The sequence below is a fragment of the Nonomuraea solani genome, from assembly GCF_900108335.1.
Lineage (GTDB): Bacteria > Actinomycetota > Actinomycetes > Streptosporangiales > Streptosporangiaceae > Nonomuraea > Nonomuraea solani.
Genome location: NZ_FNVT01000025.1, coordinates 66,924 through 86,198, shown reverse-complemented (window position 1 = coordinate 86,198; position 19,275 = coordinate 66,924). Strand labels below are relative to the sequence as shown.

General features: G+C 69.9%; 15 protein-coding genes and 1 riboswitch. Of the genes, 7 read left to right on the top strand and 8 right to left on the bottom strand.

Annotated features, from left to right (window positions below):
* Positions 1-2: 2 nt before the first annotated feature.
* Entirely contained in the window at positions 3-947 is a 945-nt protein-coding gene (locus C4V41_RS51145; RefSeq protein ID WP_103963344.1) for a hypothetical protein, read from the bottom strand.
* A 97-nt stretch (positions 948-1,044) separates the two neighbouring features.
* Between C4V41_RS51145 and C4V41_RS51140 the strand changes: the two genes are divergently transcribed.
* Together C4V41_RS51140 and C4V41_RS51135 are read left to right on the top strand one after the other, a co-directional pair.
* Positions 1,045-1,866, top strand: a complete 822-nt coding sequence (locus tag C4V41_RS51140) for an aldo/keto reductase (protein WP_103963343.1) — start codon at positions 1,045-1,047, stop codon at positions 1,864-1,866.
* 389 nt (positions 1,867-2,255) lie between these two features.
* Positions 2,256-2,392: riboswitch (cyclic di-AMP (ydaO/yuaA leader) on the top strand.
* Between the two features lie 12 nt (positions 2,393-2,404).
* Entirely contained in the window at positions 2,405-3,121 is a 717-nt protein-coding gene (locus C4V41_RS51135) for a CHAP domain-containing protein (protein WP_103963342.1), read from the top strand.
* Positions 3,122-3,926: 805 nt separating this feature from the next.
* Here the strand turns inward: C4V41_RS51135 and C4V41_RS51125 are convergent.
* On the bottom strand, positions 3,927-5,189 hold the full coding sequence (locus C4V41_RS51125) for an FAD-dependent oxidoreductase (protein WP_103963341.1): 1,263 nt from the start codon (positions 5,187-5,189) through the stop codon (positions 3,927-3,929).
* Positions 5,190-5,242: 53 nt separating this feature from the next.
* Between C4V41_RS51125 and C4V41_RS51120 the strand changes: the two genes are divergently transcribed.
* Complete coding sequence (locus C4V41_RS51120) at positions 5,243-5,935, top strand: TetR/AcrR family transcriptional regulator (protein ID WP_103963340.1); 693 nt, start codon at positions 5,243-5,245, stop codon at positions 5,933-5,935.
* A gap of 89 nt (positions 5,936-6,024) precedes the next feature.
* Here the strand turns inward: C4V41_RS51120 and C4V41_RS51115 are convergent, their stop codons facing one another.
* Together C4V41_RS51115 and C4V41_RS51110 are read right to left on the bottom strand one after the other, a co-directional pair.
* Entirely contained in the window at positions 6,025-7,134 is a 1,110-nt protein-coding gene (locus C4V41_RS51115) for an NAD(P)/FAD-dependent oxidoreductase (RefSeq protein WP_200824820.1), read from the bottom strand.
* 175 nt (positions 7,135-7,309) lie between these two features.
* Positions 7,310-8,104, bottom strand: a complete 795-nt coding sequence (locus C4V41_RS51110) for an ArsR/SmtB family transcription factor (protein ID WP_103963338.1) — start codon at positions 8,102-8,104, stop codon at positions 7,310-7,312.
* Positions 8,105-8,280: 176 nt separating this feature from the next.
* On the opposite strand from C4V41_RS51110, the gene C4V41_RS51105 reads away from it, so the two are divergent.
* Positions 8,281-8,661: a VOC family protein gene (locus C4V41_RS51105; protein WP_103963337.1), complete on the top strand. Its 381-nt coding sequence runs from the start codon at positions 8,281-8,283 to the stop codon at positions 8,659-8,661.
* A gap of 11 nt (positions 8,662-8,672) precedes the next feature.
* On the opposite strand, the gene C4V41_RS51100 is transcribed toward C4V41_RS51105, so the two are convergent.
* Both C4V41_RS51100 and C4V41_RS61280 read right to left on the bottom strand, forming a co-directional pair.
* Positions 8,673-10,469, bottom strand: a complete 1,797-nt coding sequence (locus C4V41_RS51100; RefSeq protein WP_160150680.1) for a WD40 repeat domain-containing protein — start codon at positions 10,467-10,469, stop codon at positions 8,673-8,675.
* Positions 10,470-10,502: 33 nt separating this feature from the next.
* On the bottom strand, positions 10,503-10,721 hold the full coding sequence (locus C4V41_RS61280) for a hypothetical protein (RefSeq protein WP_146104112.1): 219 nt from the start codon (positions 10,719-10,721) through the stop codon (positions 10,503-10,505).
* A 31-nt stretch (positions 10,722-10,752) separates the two neighbouring features.
* Between C4V41_RS61280 and C4V41_RS51095 the strand changes: the two genes are divergently transcribed.
* Positions 10,753-11,379: a hypothetical protein gene (locus C4V41_RS51095; protein WP_146104111.1), complete on the top strand. Its 627-nt coding sequence runs from the start codon at positions 10,753-10,755 to the stop codon at positions 11,377-11,379.
* Positions 11,380-11,523: 144 nt separating this feature from the next.
* On the opposite strand, the gene C4V41_RS51085 is transcribed toward C4V41_RS51095, so the two are convergent.
* Complete coding sequence (locus C4V41_RS51085; protein WP_103963334.1) at positions 11,524-13,752, bottom strand: penicillin acylase family protein; 2,229 nt, start codon at positions 13,750-13,752, stop codon at positions 11,524-11,526.
* 167 nt (positions 13,753-13,919) lie between these two features.
* Between C4V41_RS51085 and C4V41_RS51080 the strand changes: the two genes are divergently transcribed.
* Complete coding sequence (locus tag C4V41_RS51080; RefSeq protein WP_103963333.1) at positions 13,920-15,605, top strand: OmpL47-type beta-barrel domain-containing protein; 1,686 nt, start codon at positions 13,920-13,922, stop codon at positions 15,603-15,605.
* Between the two features lie 6 nt (positions 15,606-15,611).
* On the opposite strand, the gene C4V41_RS51075 is transcribed toward C4V41_RS51080, so the two are convergent.
* Entirely contained in the window at positions 15,612-16,826 is a 1,215-nt protein-coding gene (locus C4V41_RS51075; protein ID WP_103963332.1) for a PucR family transcriptional regulator, read from the bottom strand.
* A 198-nt stretch (positions 16,827-17,024) separates the two neighbouring features.
* Here C4V41_RS51075 and C4V41_RS51070 point away from each other — a divergent pair, with 198 nt between their 5' ends.
* A complete protein-coding gene (locus tag C4V41_RS51070) occupies positions 17,025-19,265 on the top strand; it encodes a metallopeptidase domain-containing protein (protein ID WP_146104110.1) in 2,241 nt (746 codons plus the stop codon).
* Positions 19,266-19,275 lie beyond the last annotated feature (10 nt).

The window sequence follows — 19,275 nt, the reverse complement described above, 5'->3', positions numbered from 1 at the left end:
TTTCAACTGGACACTCCGGTCAAATGCGATCGCAGGGCGGGGGCCGCCCTGCTGGTCCACCAGTCATCGGGTACGTTCACGGGCTCGACGGCGACACCGCGCGGGCTGAGCAGCACCCGCAGCGAGGTGATCGCGGTGGAGGGCAGGCTGAGCACGCGCTGGCCGGGATCCAGGCCGCGCAGCGTCAGCTCGGCGGGCGCGCCGGCGTCGTGGACGGTGATCCCGGGGCTCTCCCGGATCAGCGCGACGTCCACGGGGTCCTCGCGGCGGTGCGGATAGTAGGCCAGCGGCTCGCGCGTGGCCAGGTCGGTCAGCCAGTTCAGGTACTGCTCGCGGTGCACCAGGCCGTTGCGCACGAGCGAGGTGCCGAGCACGACCGTGCGCTCGGCCGGGCCCTCGGCGCTCGGCGGCTGGGCGCGCAGCCAGGCGAAGTCGTGGCGGACGAGGTCGACCCCGGCGCGGCGGACGCCCTCGGCCAGCTCGTCGTCCACGGGCAGGGCGGTGAACACCGACACCTTGCTCAGGCGCAGCCGCAGCGCGGCGGCCAGGCCCAGCGCGGAACGCAGCCGGGTCGGCCGGGCGCGGGCGCGCAGCAGCGGTTTGTACGGGCCCGCCGCCAGCAGCTCCAGCAGCCGGAGCGTGGCCAGCCCGTCGTCCACGATGACGATGTGGCCGGGCCTCGAGGTGAGCCAGCGCAACTGGACCTTGCCGGAGAAGGCGTCGCCCACGGCCTGTACCGGCCTGGGCATGCTCTCACGCGGCTCGGCCAGCTCCAGCCCGCCGGGCAGCCCGAGTGAGCGCAGCTCCCGGCGAGTGGCCTTCAGCGGCCGCAGGCCCGCCCGGGGCACGACGACGGTCGCCGGGCCGAGAAGCCCGGCGTGGTGGGCTTCGACGGCGCACAGCATCTGGAGCGGCGACTCCACCCAGGCCGACGCCTGTTCGACCACTCATGCCCTCCCAGCCGGGTGATGGCCCGTTCACGACCGCTTCAAGCTAGCCCCGCCGCCTTAAGCCGCCAGAAACGCGACGTGAACAATGGAGGGTATGAATTCGCTCATGCTCAACACCGATGGCGTGCAGATCCCGCAGCTCGGGTACGGCGTCTGGCAGGTGGCCGCCGACGAGGCCGAACAGGCCGTACGGACCGCCCTGGAGATCGGCTACCGGCACGTCGACACCGCCGCCGCGTACGGCAACGAGGAAGGGGTCGGGCGGGCCGTGCTCGGGAGCGGGCTGCCGCGCGAGCGGGTGTTCGTGACCACGAAGCTGTGGAACTCCGACCACGGCCGCGCCGAGGAGGCCTTCGACGAGAGCCTGTCCCGGCTCGGCCTCGACCACATCGACCTGTTCCTCATGCACTGGCCGGTGCCGGAGCAGGACAAGTACGTGCAGGCGTGGAAGGCCATGGAGAAGATCTACCGTGACGGGCGGGCCAGGGCCATCGGCGTCTCCAACTTCACCGTCGGCGCGCTCACGCGGCTGATGAACGAGGCCGGCATCACGCCGTCCATCAACCAGATCGAGCTGCACCCGTACTTCCAGCAGCGGGAGATGCGGGAGTTCCACGAGGCCAACGGCATTCTCACGGAGGCGTGGAGCCCGCTGGGGCAGGGCAAGGGGCTGCTGGACGATCCGGCGCTGACGGTGCTGTCCGAGAAGCACGGCAGGACTCCGGCGCAGATCGTGCTGCGGTGGCATCTGCAGCTCGGCCACGTCGTCATCCCCAAGTCCGTGACGCCGTCGCGGATGGGCGAGAACTTCGACGTGTTCGGGTTCATCCTCGATACGGAGGACATGGCGGCGATCGGCGCGATGAACAGGAACCGGCGCATCGGGCCGGACCCCGACACGTTCAACATGAGGTGATGCCTTTAGCTTTATGGGGCTCATGTGACTCAGGAGGTTTACGGCCGATAGTGGCGGACCCGCGTGGTCCGCCACTTTGCCGTGCTGGGCGGGGTTTTCATGGCGTTGTCATGACCGGGGAATTACCTGGGGAAGGCCCCTGTTGTACCTGGTCAGACGCGGACGGAGGCCCCTGCGGGGGTGGTTCGCGATCGGAGGGCCCAGGCGAATTCTCGATCATGTGCCTTGACGAATCCCTTGCCATTACGGGGGTTCCGGTCAACGCTCACATGCTGGGTCTTTATGGATTTGTAATCCTCTTGCCCCATGTATTACCTTATGGGGCATCGCAAGGCATAGATCCGGTTTGTCCGACTATGTCTGACCATCGCACGACACATCACAGGATCGTCCTGTGACCGCTGAATCCGCCTCCGGGCGGAACCGGGGACCCAGTCCTTTGGGGTGAATCGGCACTTCGGTGCCGTAGGGCAGCTTCCACGCCCGAACCCGTCAGCTAACCCGGTAAGCGGCATGGAAGCAAGGAGCAACCCCCTCGATGGCCAAGCACCGTACTTTCACCGCGCCCAAGACCAACATCGCCCGCGCCCTGCTCGGCGCCACCATCGTGGCCTCGGCCTTCGCCGGCCCCGCCAACACCGCCAGCGCCGACACCGCGACCGGCGTCGCGGCGGCCACCGCCGCCAAGCACCCGGCCACCGCCATCGCCGCCCACAAGGCCGGCGGCGCCAGCACCGACCACTCCGAAGAGACCAAGGTCAACGTCACCGCCGACCAGGTCCTCGCCCTGGCCAAGGCCCAGGTGGGCACCTCGGAGAACGCCAGCGGCGGCGGCACCAAGTTCCAGCAGTGGTACGCCGCCTCGCAGCGCGCCGCCGAGACCGTCGCCCGTGACGGCGGCAACCGCGCCGCGTACCTGAACGCCGCATGGTGCTCGATGTTCGTCTCTTGGGTCGGCGAGCAGACCGGCGCCCGCCCGCAGGTGGGCTGGGACGCCTACACCGTCGCCCACGCCAAGTGGTTCGCCGCCAACCACCGCTTCGGCACCCTCGCCAAGCCGGGCGCCGTCGTCTTCTTCTCGTGGAGCGGCAGCAAGAGCATCAGCGACATCCAGCACGTCGGCTTCGTCGTGAAGGACAACCAGAACGGCACCATCTCGACCGTCGAGGGCAACACCGGCAACGGCAAGGTCGAGGAGCGGATCCGTCCGAAGTCGCAGGTGGTCGGGTACGGCTACCCTGAGTACGCCGGCTGACGAACTCGGCTTTCCCTGCTTCCAGAACAAGCGCGCGTCCCACCGTGGGGCGCGCGCTTGTCGCGTTTCCCCAAGGGCCGACCACACGGTGGGCCCACGCCACCCACGCGTGGGCCGGCTACCCGGTGGGCCCCGTATGCCCGCCCCGAAACGCCTTCGCGCAGGAGCGCTACGCGCACAAAGCTCAGACCCCCTGACCAGGCGCCCTCCCGGGCGCAACCCCCGCGCCTCCGGCGCCATCCCCGCCCGTGGGCCGACTACACGGTCATCGCTGTCACCGATGAATGCCTATCACCGGCGTCGTCGAGAGCGATCCAGTAACGGCGCTTGACCCCTATTTCGGTGTTGCGCACATCTTCCAGGACACCGCCGTTCCTTCCACGAGGTACGTCTCGCCGTCGGCGATCCACCAGTGGGTGGCGTGCACGCTTCCTTCCCCGACGGGCAGCGAACGGTCCGACTGCCGGCGCAGTCGCTCGACCCATGAGGCGAAGCCTTCCGGAGTGTTGAGGTCGTCGTCAGCGACCAGACGTAGGCCGGCCCCGTCCTGGTGAGCTCCAGGCCACTCGTCACGCGCTGTGAGCCATGAGGAATGGAGCCGTTCCGTGGGGGGCGATCAGTTCGGTCATGCGATGGACGATAACACCAGCCTGATCAGGCGCTTTGCCCTGCATGGAGCCCTTGGCTCGCCGGCTGGGGCGTGGAACCGGCGGGCGGCGTCGAGGAGCTTGAGGGCGCCGAGCGAGGCTGCTCTAGGTCGTGAGGCAGGGTCGAAGCGAGCCGCAGGTGCCCTCGCGCTCGGCGGTCAGGATGCCTGAACTTCGTCGAAGAGGGCGAGGGCTTCGGTGGGGTCCGGGCTGACGAGGCGTTCCAGGCCGGCCGCCGTGAACTTCGCCCACTTTACGGCCCGTGCCCACATCTGTTCCTCGAAGGTCTGGACGATCTTGTCCAGATCGCCCGGGGCGGCGGCGATGGACTCGGCGAGTTCGGCGCCTTCCAGCATCGCGAGGTTCGCGCCCACCCCCAGGGGAGGCATCAGGTGGGCGGCGTCGCCCAGGAGCGTCACCCCGGGGACGTGGGTCCAGGTGTGGAACACGGGCAGGACGTAAAGGGGGCGGTGGGCGAAGGCGGTGCCGTGGCGGAGGAGGTCGAGGACGGGAGCGGCCCAGCCGTCGAACAGGGCCAGCAGGCTTGATCGCACCGCCTCGACGTCGGCCAGGTCCAGGCCCGCGTCCAGACCCGCGTCCAGGCCCGCGTCCAGGCCCGGGTCGCGGCTCGGGTCCAGGCCCGGGTCCAGACTCAGGTCCAGGCCCGGGTCGCGGTCTGCGTCCCTGTCCGTGCGCCGGTTCAGGCCCAGATGCCGGTCCGGGTTCGTGTGCCAGTCCAGCGGCGCGCGGAACTGGGCGTACACCTTGACGTGGCCGCCGCTGTTGCGCTGGGCGACGACAGCGCGGTTCACGCCGTACACGGCCACGGAACCGTCGCCGATCAGCCGGGCGAGGCCGGGGTGGCGGGTGTCGACGTCGTCCAGGGAGGTCTCGACCACGGAGATGCCGGTGTAGTGCGGCGTCGCGGACGAGACCGCCGGGCGTACCCGGGACCAGGCGCCGTCCGCGCCGACCACGAGGTCGAACGTCTCCTGTCGCCCGTCCGCGAAACGGACCAGCACCCCGTCCGGGGCGCCCGGCACCACCTCCGTCACGCCTCGCCCCCACTGGACGTCGAGGGGGCCGAGCAGCAGGTCGCGGAGTTGTCCCCGGTCTATCTCGGGATTGGCCCGTTCATCCGGACGGGGTTGCCAGTCGCGGAGGACGGTCCCGTCCACGTCCAGGATGCGCATGGCCTGCCCCTCCGGACGGGACAGCGCCTGGAAGTCCGCCAGCAGCCCCGCCTTGCTCAGCGCGAGCTGACCCATCCCTTCGTGCAGGTCGAGCGTGCCGCCCAGGGGACGGGCGTCGGGGGCGGGATCGCGTTCGAGGACGGTGACGGGGTGACCGTGGCGGTGCAGGACACGGGCGAAGGTGAGGCCGGCGGGGCCGCCTCCCACTACGGCTATACGATGTCTCATAGCGATTCACTGTATTTGTCCAATACACTGTATCGCAACAGTACGATGTAACCATGACTGTGTGGGACCGGCCGGAGCCGCCGACTCGCCCTGTGCCGCTCGACCGGGAGCGCATCGTCGCCGCCGCCATCGCGCTGGCCGACGAGGGCGGCCTGGAGGCGGTGTCGTTGCGCAAGGTCGCCGCCCGGCTGGACGCCGGCCCGATGCGGCTGTACGGGTACATCTCCACCAAGGAGGAGCTGTTCGACCTCATGGTGGACGAGGTCCACGCCGAGATCCTCCCTGAGGAGCGGCCCGGCGACTGGCGGGAGGTGCTGCGCATCCACGCCCACCGCACCAGGCAGGCCACCCTCCGTCACGAATGGCTGGCCGACCTGCTCGGCGGCCGTCCGGCCCTGGGCCCGAACGCCCTCGCCGTGACCGAGGCCAAGCTGGCCGCCCTCGACGGCCTCGCCGATCTCGACACCGTCATGCGCGCCGTGGAGACCGTCAGCGCCTACCTCACCGGCGCGATCAGGCGTGAGATCGCGAACCTGCGGGCCGAGCGCGCCACGGGCCTGTCCAAGCGCGACTGGCAGCGCGCCTCCGGCCCGCACGTGACGAGGATGCTGGCCACGGGCCGCTTCCCGGCGCTGGCCAAGGCCGTGCACGACGGCACGGAGGTGGACGCCGAAACGTCCTTCGCGACCGGGCTGGACTGGGTCCTCGACGCCGTGGCCGCCAAACTCACCCGGCCGCCGGTGTGACGCTCAGGATCTCCAGGTGACATCCGTGACGCCGGACGGCCGGGCGCGCTGGAAGGGCCACGGTACGCACACCTCCTGGTCTTGGGCTGTCACGGACGGAACCGCTCCGGGCGGAAGTCCGCGAGCATCTCGTCTCTCTTCCCGCTGAGGATCTCCGAGGCCAGCAACCGGCCGATCACCGGCCCGAGCGTGATGCCGCTGTGGGAAACGGCCTCGTAGTAGCCCGGCACGGACGGCACCGCTCCCACCGAGGGGAACCCATCGGCCGGGATGGGCCGGTTGGCCACCCGTGCCTCCACCACGCGGGAGTCGCCGAGCTCCGGAACGACGTGCCGCACGGATTCGTGCAGCAGCCGCGCGAGTTCCGCTGAATCTTCGACCGTGTCGATGAGCGCGTCGATCTCGCGGCTGTGAAGAAGCATCGAAGCGTCTCCGTCAGGCCGGATCTCGATGTGAGGCGCATGCATGGCCCGGCTGATCGGGACGCGGTCACAGCTGATCCGGGTGACGACACCGGGTTCCCGGCGCATCGGCAGGTGCCGTGCGACGAGCTCGGCGACCTGGGACGCGCCGGGGCCCGCCGCGTTCACGACGAAGTCGACGTCGAGGCCGCTCCCATCGGACAGAGCGACCGTCCGGACACTCCCGTCGGCGCCGGTGCCGATCTCACGGACCGCGACGCCGGAGCGGAGCTCGGCGCCGGACGCGATGGCCTCACCGACCAGGCGGCCGACGAGATGACGTCCGTGCACCCAGGCTTCGTCGGGGTAGAACATGACGGGAACCCCGTCGGGCACCGTGAGAGCGGGTTCGAGACGGCGGCGCACCTCGGCGCCCGTGTACACCTCGACCCGGTAGTCCCAACTGGCCAGCAGGTCGGCTGTTTTCAGGAACTTCGCCTCCGCCACGGGATCATCCGCCCAGCGCAGGTGGCCGCCGGGATACCACCATGAGTCCGGCCCGATGGCCTCGGCAAGCTCCCGGTACGCCGCCATGCCCGCGACGTTCAGGTCGAAGTAGGACTTGCGCACGGTCTTGTTGCTGGCATTGACCCACGAAAAGGACCAGTTGGTGACGCCTTCACCCGGCCGGCCCGCGTCGATGAACACCACCTCGGCACCTTGCCGGGCCAGGTTCCAGCCCACACTGGCTCCGATGATGCCCGCTCCGATGACCGCGACACGTTCAGGTGGCTTCACAGACCCGATCCCCTTTTCCAGATCACCGGCGAACTCCCGTTCCCAGTATGCAAACATGCGGAACGGTGAGCACACCCGGCGAGGAGGGCGTCGCGGCCGCGCTGCGACCACGCTGGGTGAACTTCCCGAGGCCCCCGACGGCTCCTGCGGCCTGATCAGGTCCTGATCGGGGAGGTCACGCGTCTTCCGGCAGTGGTTCGCCGGTCTCCAGCAGCGACTTCAGGCTCGCCACCACGTTCGGCCAGCCGTGGCTGACCATCTCGGCCAGGCTCGATCCGGGCTCGAAGCCGTCGTGCACGACGGTGAGTTTGACGACCTGCGCGGCGGACTCCTCGATCGTGAAGGTGACCTTCGAGCGGGCCTCGCCGGACAGCCGGGCGAGCATCTCCTCGTCCCAGCCGAAGCGCTTGGCGAGCTCCGGGGTGATGGCGTGCCAGGTGTAGGAGAGCCGGTTGTAGGGGTCGGCCTCCAGCACGACCTGCTCCGGGTCGCTGATCAGCACGCCGTGGTTGTCCCAGGTCATCCGCGAGCCGGCGGACCAGTCCGTGGTGAACTCCGTGGCCCAGTAGCGCGAGGTGAAGGCGGGCTCGGTCAGCGCCTGCCAGAGCTTCTGCGGGGTGGTGCGGATGTAGGTGGTGTAGACGAAGGTCGGCGCGTCCATCGGGGTCTCCTCCAGAGCATGTTTCAGGTCCGCCAGGGCTTGGACCCTGGCCTGGTCGTAGCGGCTGATCCATCGGTGGGCGATCTCGTGCACGGGCGCGGCGTTGAGGTAGTGCAGCTTCTCCCGGCCCCGCCGCACGGTGGCGACGAGCCCGGCCTCCTCCAGCACCGCGAGGTGCTTGCTGACGGACTGCCTGGCCATGTCGAGCCCGGCGCACAGCTCGCGCAGCGTCTGCCCGTTGCGGGCGTTGAGCGAGTCGAGCAGCGCGCGCCGGCTCGGATCGGCCAGTGCCTTGAACACCTCGTCCATGCCCGCCCTCGTATCCGGGTTGCCGCGTCCTAATATGCAGCCGTTTGGCTGCCTTTAATTTAGGCAGCCGGATGGCTGCATGTCAAGACGCGCGGCCACGCGGGTCGCTCGCCGGTGCCAGGCCGCGTTTGGTACGGTCGCGGGGTTGTTCAAGCCGGTGAGAGTGGGTTGCGTTCATGGCATGTCGTATCAGTGAGCTCGTGCTCAGTTGCCGCGAGCCCGAGGTGCTGGCGCGGTTCTGGTGCGAGGTCCTGGACTTCGTCGTACTCGATCGCGAGGACGACGGCACGCTGGAGATCGGGCCGCGCGAAGGGTTCGGCGGTCCGCAGCCGACGATCATCCTCAGTCGCAGTGATGAGCCGGAGAAGGGGAAATCCCGGCTGCACATCGACGTCAACGCCACCGACCGCGATCAGGACGCCGAGCTCGAACGCCTCCTGAAGCTCGGTGCGCGCCGGGCCGACATCGGTCAGACGGGCCAGGAGCAGTGGCATGTCCTGGCCGACCCGGAAGGCAACGAGTTCTGCCTGCTCAAGGCCCGCCTCAACCCACTCTGACGCTGGTCACCTCACCGCTCGAACACGGCGATGTCGCGGTCGAAGCAGACGATGACGTGTCCGTCCGCGCTGATCGCCACGTCTAGGACAGGTTTGGGAAAGTGCAGGTCGGATCCGATTCGCCGGCGGGTGGTGACGTCCCACACGCGTACCGTCTGATGGTCAGTGGTCGCGGCGATGGGCCGGCCGTTCACTGTGGCGATGGCGACCGCTCCGGCGTCGCCGGTGGGAAGTTCGCCGAGGGCGTTGCCCGTGGCCAGGTCCCACAGCTTCACCTGGTCTGAGCCGTCGCCGGCGGTGATCGCGGTCGGCTGATCGCCGATGGCGAGGTTTCGTACGGCTTCGTGGTGTTCAGAGATTCCGGCCGACCGGCCGGTGGTGAGGTCGAGGAGCCCGAGAGTGCCGTCTTGGGTGACGGTCAGGGCGACCGGCCGGCCGTCGCATTCCAGTACGGCGGCCATGCTGACGGTTTCGGTGTGACCGGTGAACGGGCCGCCCGTCTGCGTCCCCGAGCTGAGATCCCATACGCGGACGGCCTTGTCGGAGGCGCCGGTGACCGCCGTCGGCCGGCCGTCGACCAGCGCGGTGGCGACCGCGGTGACCGTGTCGGTGTGACCGGTGAGCGGATCACCGACCGGTTCGCCGGTGGGCAGGTCCCATACGCGGACGGTCTCGTCGTAGCCGCCGGTCACGGCGACGGAGCGTCCGTCGAGCACCGTGGTGGCGACGGAGGAGACATAGCCGGTGTGGCGCCCGGGGGACTCGTCGGCCTGCCGTCCTGACGACAGGTCCCACATCCGTACCGTGTAGTCGTCGCTGCCGGTGACGGCCACCGGCCGCCCGTCCACCACCGTCGTCGCGACCGCCCGGACGTGATCGGTGTGCCCCGTGAGCGGCTTGCCGATCTGCCGGCGTGACTCCAGATCCCAGATCCGGATTTTTCCGTCGATGCCGCCTGAAACGGCCACCGGCCGCCCGTCGAGAACCGTGGTCGCGACCGCCCGCACGAAGCCGGTGTCACCGCTGAACGGCTCGCCGATCTGCTCGCGTGACCGCAGATCCCACAAGCGCACGGTTCCGTCGTCCCTGCCGGTGGAAATCGCCACCGGCAGGCCGTCCAGCACCGTGGTCACGATCAATTCCACGACGTACGTGTGGCCCCTCAGCGGTTTGCCGATCCGCCGGCCCGACCGCAGGTCCCACATGCGCAAGGTACGGTCGTGGCCGCCGGAGATGGCCACCGGCCGGCCGTCCACCTCCGTGGTCGCGATCGCCGTGACCCACTTGGTGTGGCCCTTGAACGGCTCACCGATCTGCTCGCCTGACCTCAGATCCCACATGCGCACGGTTTTGTCGTTGCCGCCGGAAACTCCCACCGGCCGCCCGTCCACCACCGTGGTCGCGACCGCCGTGACCCAATCGGTGTGGCCCTTGAACGGCTCGCCGACCTGCCGGCCGGAGGTCAGGTCGCACACTCGTACGATTCCGTTGTTGCCACCGGCGAAGACCGCCACCGGCCGCCCGTCCAGGACCGTGGTCGCGAGCGACTCCACATGGTCGTAGTCGCCGGAACCGGTGAACGGCCGGCCGATCTGCCGGCCTGACGGCAGGTCCCACAGGCGCAGGGTCCTGTCGTTGCCGCCGGAGACCGCCACCGGCCGCCCGTCCACGACCGCGGTCGCGATCGCCCACACCCGGCCGGTGTGGCCGGTCCGTGGCACCCCGACCGGCTCGCCGAACGCCAGGTCGCTCGCCGGCCTGCTGGTCCACGCCAAGGTCCACTGGGCACTGTCGGGAGAAGAAGGCATGGCGGGCATGCTAGCCGCCACCCCTGACAAAGATCAGAAGGATGAGCCGATCGGCCGGATGGCGGCGGACGCGACACTGCCGTACCGGCCGAAGTACGTCGCGCCAGGCGTCTCCACCGGGTGGAAATGGCCGCCGCCGATGCGGCGAGAACGACCGGCAAGCCGATCCTGTCCGCCCCGCCGATCCGGGAGAAAAGGTGAGATCTTCTTGCGGTAGGAATGGGGAGTGAACGCCGAACTGGTCACCCGCATCCGCCACAGATCCTCTTTCGTTTTCCGGCTGGTGCTGTTAGTTCCTCTGTTCGCGGGCCTTGTGGTCGCCGGTGCCGCCCATTGGCCTTCTTCGGGCACGCTGGCGGAGTTCCGCGAGGCGGTGGCGGCCGGGGAGGTCGACCGGGTGAATTACCGGGCGGCCAACGGCGAACTGATGTCGTTGACATGGTCGGAATCGCCCCTGGGCTGGCACGAGGTGGAGAGTGAGTTCGCCGACCAGGGGAAGCCGTACACGACCCAGCGCCTCATGGACGACGTGCACCGTCCGGCCGTCCAGCCGTCCGTGACGCAGGAGTCGAATTCCGGGAGCAACAGTTTCCCCGACTGGCCTTTCGAGGCCACCGCCGGCTGGTGGATCACCGGCCTCTGGTGGCTCGCCTTTCTCGCCATGTTCTTTTCCACGCCTCGGCTCGCCAACCGGTGGGCCTGGTTCTGGCTGTTCACCGTCGGGCAGATAGGGGTGTTCTTCTACCTGCTGCTGGAGCCGAGGCCATTGTGGCGCGGGCTCGGCGAAGGGGTCCCCCGGGCCAAGCGGATGGACGGGACCGCCGGCTGCGGGTTCTCGCTCCTGCTGGCGATCGCCTGGGCGCTCGTGTCGTTCGGGATCGGGTGGCTCGTCAAGCTGGTTCTGGGCTGAGCCATGCTGCGATGATCGATCGGGTGGACGACTGCGCCTTCTGCGAGATCGCCGCCGGCCAGGACGTGTTCCACTTCCACACGCACGTCATCCCGCGCCGGCCAGGTGACGGGCTGGGCCACCGGGGGGGCTTCCCGGCGGTCGTCACCCTGCTGACGGCCGGCCGGGGTGGTAGGTCCGTTCGATGTGGCCCTTGAGGTCGTCGGGGTAGAAGTAGACGGGCCGCAGATCGCCGTTCGCGTAGCGTTCGGCCTGGTCGTTGAAGTGGGGTGAGCCGGGGTGCCCACTCGCGCCCCCCGCCGTGATCGCCCAGGCGCGCAACCTCGGCCCGAACTCCACGACCGCCACGAAGCTGTTGCCGCTGGTGCCGTAATAGCGTTTCGTCCCTGGGTGGCGGCGTGCGCCGAACGAGGCGAGGGAGCCCCATTGCGCGGAGGTGAAGGGCACCGACCGGGAAGGCTTGGCGTCGTCGAACTTCTGCACGATCTCGCCGTCGTTGCGCTGGAAGCGGTTGATCTCGCCCCAGGGCACCCGCCAGCCGCCGAAGTCCTGGGTCAGCCGGTCCACCGCCTCCGTGAGCGACTCCAGGCGCTGCGCGTCGGTGGCGCGGTCGGCCATGTAGTCCCAGACCGACATGCCCGCGTCTCTCGCCGCCTGGAGCGTACGGGCCCAGAGCGCCTCGCCCCAGAACACGGCCAGCGACGTCGGCGCCGAGTCCGCGGCCCAGCGGTGGTTCCAGCCGCGCAGCAGCGCGACCGGGCCGGACAGCGCGGCCTTGCGGGGGTCGTCATCGGGCAGCTTGTCCCAGGCGGTGGCCAGGCCGGGCAGGAGGCGGGCGAAGGCGGTGAGGTAGGGGTCGAAGGCGGCCTCGATCAGCGTGCGCGGGGTGAAGTCGCGTCGTGCGGTCAGCACCCGGATGGCCTGCGGGCCGCGCGGGTTCTCGCCGGCCTGGTCGAAGTAGCGCGGGTGGTCGGCGGCACGCGGGCTGTCGGCGCCGGCGGCCGTCCACGGCCAGTTGTTGGTGTTGAAGACCCAGCCGTTCTCCGGGTTCACCGCCTGCGGCAGGCTCGCGAGGCTGTGCAGGCCGCGCCAGCCGGTCGCCGGATCGCTGCCGTCGACGGGCCGGCGGTAGTCGAAGCGGTCATCGCGTACCGGCATGAACTGCGGCACCAGGAACGCGATCTCGCCCTTGGAGTCGGCGAACAGGGTGTTGTTCGAGCTGTTGGCCTTGAAGGCCGCCACGTCGAGGAAGCCCGCGTAGTCGCGCACTTTGGTGCGCAGGAAGCTCTGCTGCAGCGCTTCGACGGGCTTGTTCATCAGCGCGAACGCGATCCACCTGCCGTCCGCCTCGCGCACGATCGGGCCGTGGTGGGTGGCGTAGGTGGTGAAGGCGCGCCGCGCCCGTCCGCCGTCGGCGGTGCGGTACGACAGCGTGATCTTCTTCGTCGTCACCGGCCGCAGCGTGCCGCCGTGGCGGTAGGAGCGGCGGCCGTCGGGCCCGGTCACGATCGTCTCGGCGAACTCGTCGACGTTGTCGACGCCGCTGGAGGTGTGCATCCAGCCCGCGTTCGCGTTGAAACCCTGGTAGATGAAGAACTGGCCCCAGGTGGCCGCCCCGTAGGCGTTGAGCCCTTCGCCGCTGGTCACGTGCTGCTCGGAGCGGAAGAAGAAGCTGGTGTGCGGGTTGATGAGCAGCAGCGCGTGGCCGTTCCTGGTGTGGTTGGGCGCGATGGCGAAGCCGTTGGAGCCCCGGGGTTCGCGGAAGAGCAGGCCGAGCTCCTCGTCGGTCATCTCCATCGGGTGACCGCCGTAGAAGGCTTCGAGCTGGGAGAGCGGCACGCGTTCGATGTCGCCGCCGATGCTGCCCTCGGAGAAGCTCAGCGGCATCCACGGCTCGAAGCGGGTCAGCACGCGCGGCCGCACGCCGGGATGGGTCGCGAGGAAGTAGTTCAGGCCGTCCGCCCAGGCGCGCATCAGCCCGCGTAACCAGGCGGGGCTCTTCGCGTAGTCTCGCTTGAGGGTTTCGGGGTCGACGAACAGCCGCTGGCGCAGGTCCTGCCAGATGGCGCTCTCGCCCTCGGCCTCGGCGAGGCGGCCCAGGCTGACGAGGTAGTTGCGTTCGATGCGGTTGAAGTCGTCCTCGGCCTGCGCGTAGATCATCCCGAACACCGCGTCGGCGTCGGTCCTGCCCGCAATGTGCGGGATGCCCCAGTCGTCGCGGGTGATCGTCACGCGGGCCGCCTGGGCGCGCCAGGCGGCGAGTTCGGGCGTGACCAGCGCCTGGGCCTCGGCCGGCAGCGCCACCGCCACGGCGGCCAGTCCGGCCGCTCCGCCCAGGACCCGCCGCCGGGTAAGCCCTTCGGCCCGCCTCATGAGAACGATTCGTACCACCGCTCCGGGCGGGCGGCAAGAGAGATCGCGAGCTCTTCGACAACGGTAGGTCCGCGACGTCAATTCTTCCGTCAGATGTGCCGGTACGTGACGCGCCCGCGCGCGGTTAGATCCTTTCAGCCGCCCCTCCCCCATGGAACGGATTCCTCATGGCCAAGCGTCGAGCTTTACTGGCTGCCCTCGTGGCCCTGGCCGCGATCGGGGCTCCTCCCGCATTCGCCGAGACGCCCCCGGCGTCCGAGATCGCCCTGGAGGTCAAGTTCCGGGAGACGCTCCGGGTGCGCGGGAGCGACCAGACCCTGCGCAGCGCCCGTGGTGAGAACCTGGACCCCGTACGGACCGTGCTCGGCCGCCATGGCGCCCGCTCGGTCACGCCGCTGCTGCCGAGCGCCACGGTGGGCGAACTGGACGCCCTGAGCGCCAGGGCCACCGCGCGCACCGGCGAGACCGCCCCCGACCTGGGCTCCTGGTACAGCGTCGTGCTGCCCGCCGGCGCGAACGCGGACCAGGTGGCCGAGGAGCTGCGCGCGCTTCCCGAGGTGGCGTTCGCCTATCGGGCCCCCGAGCTTCCCCCGCCGCCCAGCGCGGCGACCCCGGACTTCACCGGGACGCAGGGGTACCTGCGGCCCGCGCCGCAGGGCATCGACGCCGACTTCTCCCGCAAGGACCCGCGTACGCGCGGCGCCGGGATCAAGATCGTCGACCTGGAGTACGACTGGAACATGTCCCACGAGGACCTCCCGGTCGACGCGTCGAGCGACCTCGGCGGCTCGGTGTTCCCGAGGTACACGGGCTTCGCCGACGAGCACGGCACGGCGGTGTTCGGCGAGCTGGTCGCCAAGGACAACGGGTACGGCGTGACCGGCAGCGTGCCGGAGGCGACGATGTACGGCATCTCCCCGGTCCAGGCGCTGGCCGGCGGGGGCACGCGCTGGAGCCCGGGCGCGGCGCTGGCGTACCTGGCGGGTCTGGGTGTTCTGGCGCCCGGCGACGCGGTGCTGCTCGAACAGCAGACGGAGGGCCCGCAGGGCGGCTCCGCGTACGCGCCGCTGGAGTGGCTCCCGTCGGTCTTCGACTCGATCAAGCTGCTCGACGGGCTCGGCATCACGGTGGTGGAGACCGGCGGCAACGGCAACCAGAACGTCGACTCCGAGCTGTACGTCCGGGACGGGATCAAGTGGTTCGACCGGAGCGTCCAGGACTCCGGCGCGATCCTGGTCGGAGCGGGCGGTGACACCGACCACGAGCGGCTGGGCTTCTCCAACCACGGCGCCCGCTTCGACCTGCAGGGCTGGGGCCGCAACATCGTGACCACGGGCGGCAACGGCAACCTGCAGGGCGGCACCGACCCGGCGAACCGGAACGTCCGCTACACCAGGACGTTCGGCGGCACGTCGGGCGCCGGGCCGATCGTCACCGGCGCGGTCGTGGCCGTCCAGTCGTATTTGAAGGCCACCGGCCAGGCTCCGTGGAGCGCCGCGCGGATCGCCGAGCTGCTGAAGCGCACGGGCACCCCGCAGGGCCCCAACACGTCCGGGCAGCGCATCGGCCCGCTGCCCGACCTCGCGGCGGCCCTGAAGGCGATCGAGGTCGACCCGCCGGCCACGACCGGGCGTACGTTCGAGCGCGGCGGCATGTACGTCTCGTTCACGGCGACCGACAGCTGGGGCTCCGGCGTGACCAAGACGCGGTACCGGCTGGACGGCGGCACGTGGCGGACCTACGACCAGCAACTCCGGATCGTCGACGAGGGCAGGCACACGATCGACTTCCGCTCCACCGACGCCAACGGGAACGAGGAGCAGACCCGGTCGTTGTCCTTCACGGTCCGATAGGAGGGATCAGGCTCCGGTCAGGCGGGCCAGTTTCAGCGCCATGTGCAGGGACAGCCGCTCGTTCCCGTTCCTCAGGTCGGTGCCGGCGAGCTGTTCGACGCGCTGGAGCCGGTAGTAGACCGAGGTGCGGTGCAGGTTGAGCTGGACCGCGGTGGCGTGGGCGTTGCCCGCCAGGTCCAGATAGGTCTCCAGGGTCTCCAGCAGCGGCCGGTTCGCCGGGTCCTCGATCAGCTTCTCCAGGCCGGGGTGCACGCCCGCGTCGCCCAGCACCTCGCTGGAGAGCTGTGACAGGACCCGGTAGATGCCGAGCTGCGACCAGTTCGCCACCGGCCCGACCGCCGGGAGCCGCACGGCGACCTGGGCCGCCGTCGCCGCCTCGTCGTACGACAGGCGAACCTCGGACAGGTCGGCGCGCGGGCGGCCCACGCCGACGACCGCGCCGGCCACCGAGGACAGCCCGCGGATGGTCGTCTCCAGGACGTCGTTCAGGTGCTCGGCGGCGGCGCGTGAGGCGGTGGTGCCCTGCCGGTCCTGCACCAGCAGCACGCCGTGGTCGTAACGCACCAGGTGCACGGCCTCCCGTGGCCCGGTGCGGCGGCGGCTGGCGATGAGGGCCTGTTCCAGGGCGATGCGGGCGAGGTCGTCAAGTTGCGCGTCGGGGTGCGGGATCAGCCGGGCGACGACCGCGGTCGTGGGAACGTCGTCGCCGGCGAGCAGGCCGCCCTCGCGTAACGTCATCGCGCCGTGCCGCCGGGCGTCCCGCTCGTCGGCGAGCAGCAGCCGGATCGCCTCGGTCTCCCGCTGTGAGGCCAGTTCGCCGGCCAGGTTCTCGCGGTAGAGGGCCAGCGCCAGGTCGAAGGTGACCGTGGACACCGCGGCGATCTCCTCGTCGGTCATCGACTCGTCGGCGTCGATGGCCCAGACGAACCCGAGCAGCAGGTCGCCGTGCCGGATCGGTACGCAGATCCGGGGCAGCATCCGCAGCTCCGCGCAGGCCGGGGTGCGGATCGGCTCCCTGGCCTGCATGATGCCGACCTTCCTGAAGAACGCGATCACCTCCGGCGTGGTCTGCCGGCGCAGGATCGACAGCCGGCGCACCTCGTCCATCGGCTCGACCTGCTCGCTGTACGCGACCACCCGCTGCCGGTGATCCTCGATCAACGCGGGACGGCCGACGCGGCTGGCCACGGAGTCCACGATGGTTTGCAGCTCGGAGAGCATCGCGCCACTTTCGACTTTCGACGGGAGGAGGAAAATCTTTCCCCGGACCGTACCTCTTTCCAAACGGCATGATCGGCGAATCCCGACAGACGTCGCAATCGACGGCGGGGCGCTTCGTCATCTGCACAGTGACGGGAACGCCTCCGCGCCGTAACGTCACGCCATTGACACCCGTCGAGGAAGGTGTTCTTTGTGCTCGTGAACCGCGGACGCCTGGCGGTCTTCTGTGCCCTCGTGCTCGGCTTGTCGCTGACCATGACACAGACCGGCCAGGCCGCCACCACGGCGTGGAAGCCTCCCGCCCCGCAGCCGATCGACCCGCAGCGGGTGCAGGACCAGCAGGACATGACCTGGCGGGACTACAAGCCGATCCCGGGGGTGAACTGGGCGACCAACGGCGCGGTCCCGACCGGCCGCGCGCTGCGGGTGGCTCTCGTCGCGGTCGACTTCCCCGACCAGCCGTTCGTGATCACCAAGCCGAAGGGGTCGGACCCGTTCGGCAACCCGCAGATCGATCCCGTCGCCCGGGATGACGTCGCGCGGTTCTACGCCGACTTCTTCAACAAGCCGAGCGCGGTCAACAACCACCAGACCATCAACGGCTACTGGATGGAGCAGAGCGGCGGCCGGGTCGGCATCTCGTCGGTGACGGCGTTCGGGCCGTACCGGATGCCCAAGAACTCCTCCCAGTACGGCCTCAACGACATCGGCCAGCCCCAGCAGCAGGGCTGCCCCGGCCAGGCCACGGTGCGCGGGAACCAGGCCGACGTGTCCACGATCGCGGTGGAGTCGGCCGCGTTCCTCAAGGTCGGCGACCTGATCACGATCGCGGGCGTCTCCCCCGCCGGGCAGCGGGTCGTCACCGCCATCCCCGACGACACGCACCTGACCCTGGACGCGACGGTGACGGTCACCGACCAGGCCGGCATCAACAACTGCGCGGGGACCCGCCTGGAGACCGACGCCGACAAGCTGTGGCACGACGACCAGGGCTGCACCCGCAACTGCGGCTTCGACGTGGTCCTGCGGATCTACGCGGGCTACGACGAGACCTCGGTGTGGCAGGAGTTCGGCGAGATGAAGTTCAACTCGCCGGAGGACGTGCCGCGCGAGGTGTGGGGCAACCCGAACCCGAAGCTGCCCAACGCGGTCGTCAGCCGGTATGTCCCCTGGACCTCCTGGCTGGCCGGCTCGCAGCTCTGGGGCCAGTCGACGGTGCGGCAGGGTGAGAGCTCGGGCACGATCACGCACGAGCTGAGCCACTTCTTCTTCAGCATCGGCGACAACAACAACAATCCGTACATCCGGCCGTACCACCGGGCGGGATCCGGGCCGTGGGACATGATGGACCGGGGCTCGTTCAACGGGCCGGGCGGCCCGCACAACCGCTGGCGGGTGCCCGCGCAGCAGGGCGCCTCGATGGGCGCCGAGCAGACATTGCGCAACAAGATCGGCATGGGTTTCGTCCCCTACTCCTCGGTACTGCGCCTCAACCGTGACGGGCTGGCCAAATCGGGCCTCGCGGTCGTGGACGTGATCGCCAGGGCGGTGAACGCGAGCCCGCTGCCGAAGGGCAGCCGGGCCGGCGTCCAGGTGCTGCTCGACGGCGCCGCGCCGGTCGACCGTTCGCCGGCCTGCGACGTCGCCACCGACCCGCTGTGCGACGGCGGCGGCCCTGCGGGCGGGTGGAGCAACTACACGCTGGAGACGGTCCAGCGGATCGGGTACGGCTCCTTCCAGCCGGACAACGGCGTGCTGATCGCCAAGAACAAGGCCTTCGAGCCCGGCGGCGACGGCAAGGAGGGATCGACCTGCGGCTACAACTGCTTCACGTGGGTGGTGGACTCCCATCCCGAGGACATCGGCATGCTGGACTACAAGCGGCCCGACGGCACCGAGGTGATGCGCACGATCGGCGACTACCGGCAGCTCAACGACGCCCTGTTCCACGCCGGGACGAACTCGGGCTCCAAGAACGAGTACGCCGACACCGCGAACGGCCTACGCTTCTACATCCTGAACACCTACAAGGACGCCAAGGGCCTGCTGCACTACGTCATCGGCGTACAGAACCCGGCGGGCGCGGGACCGCAGCGGCGCGGCGTGGCGGTCCAGGCCCGCGCGCAGGGCACGACCTGCGCGTTCAAGGTGACCAACACCGGCAGGGACGCGGCCACCGACCCGGCGCTGCACCCGCAGGACGAACGCGCCCACCTGGGCAACGACATCTACCGGCTGTCGGCCTCGGCGGCGGGCGCGGGCTGGTCGGCGCACCTGCCGAACGACCTGGCCACGGCCGCGTTCGGCCGGTCGGCGGACGTCCCGGTCCAGGTGACCCGGGCACCGGGCGGCGCCCGGTCCGCGACGATCAGGCTGACCGCGACCTCGGTGAGCGACCCGGGCAAGACGGCCACCTCGACCTGCAAGGTGCGGGGCTGACCTCTCACAA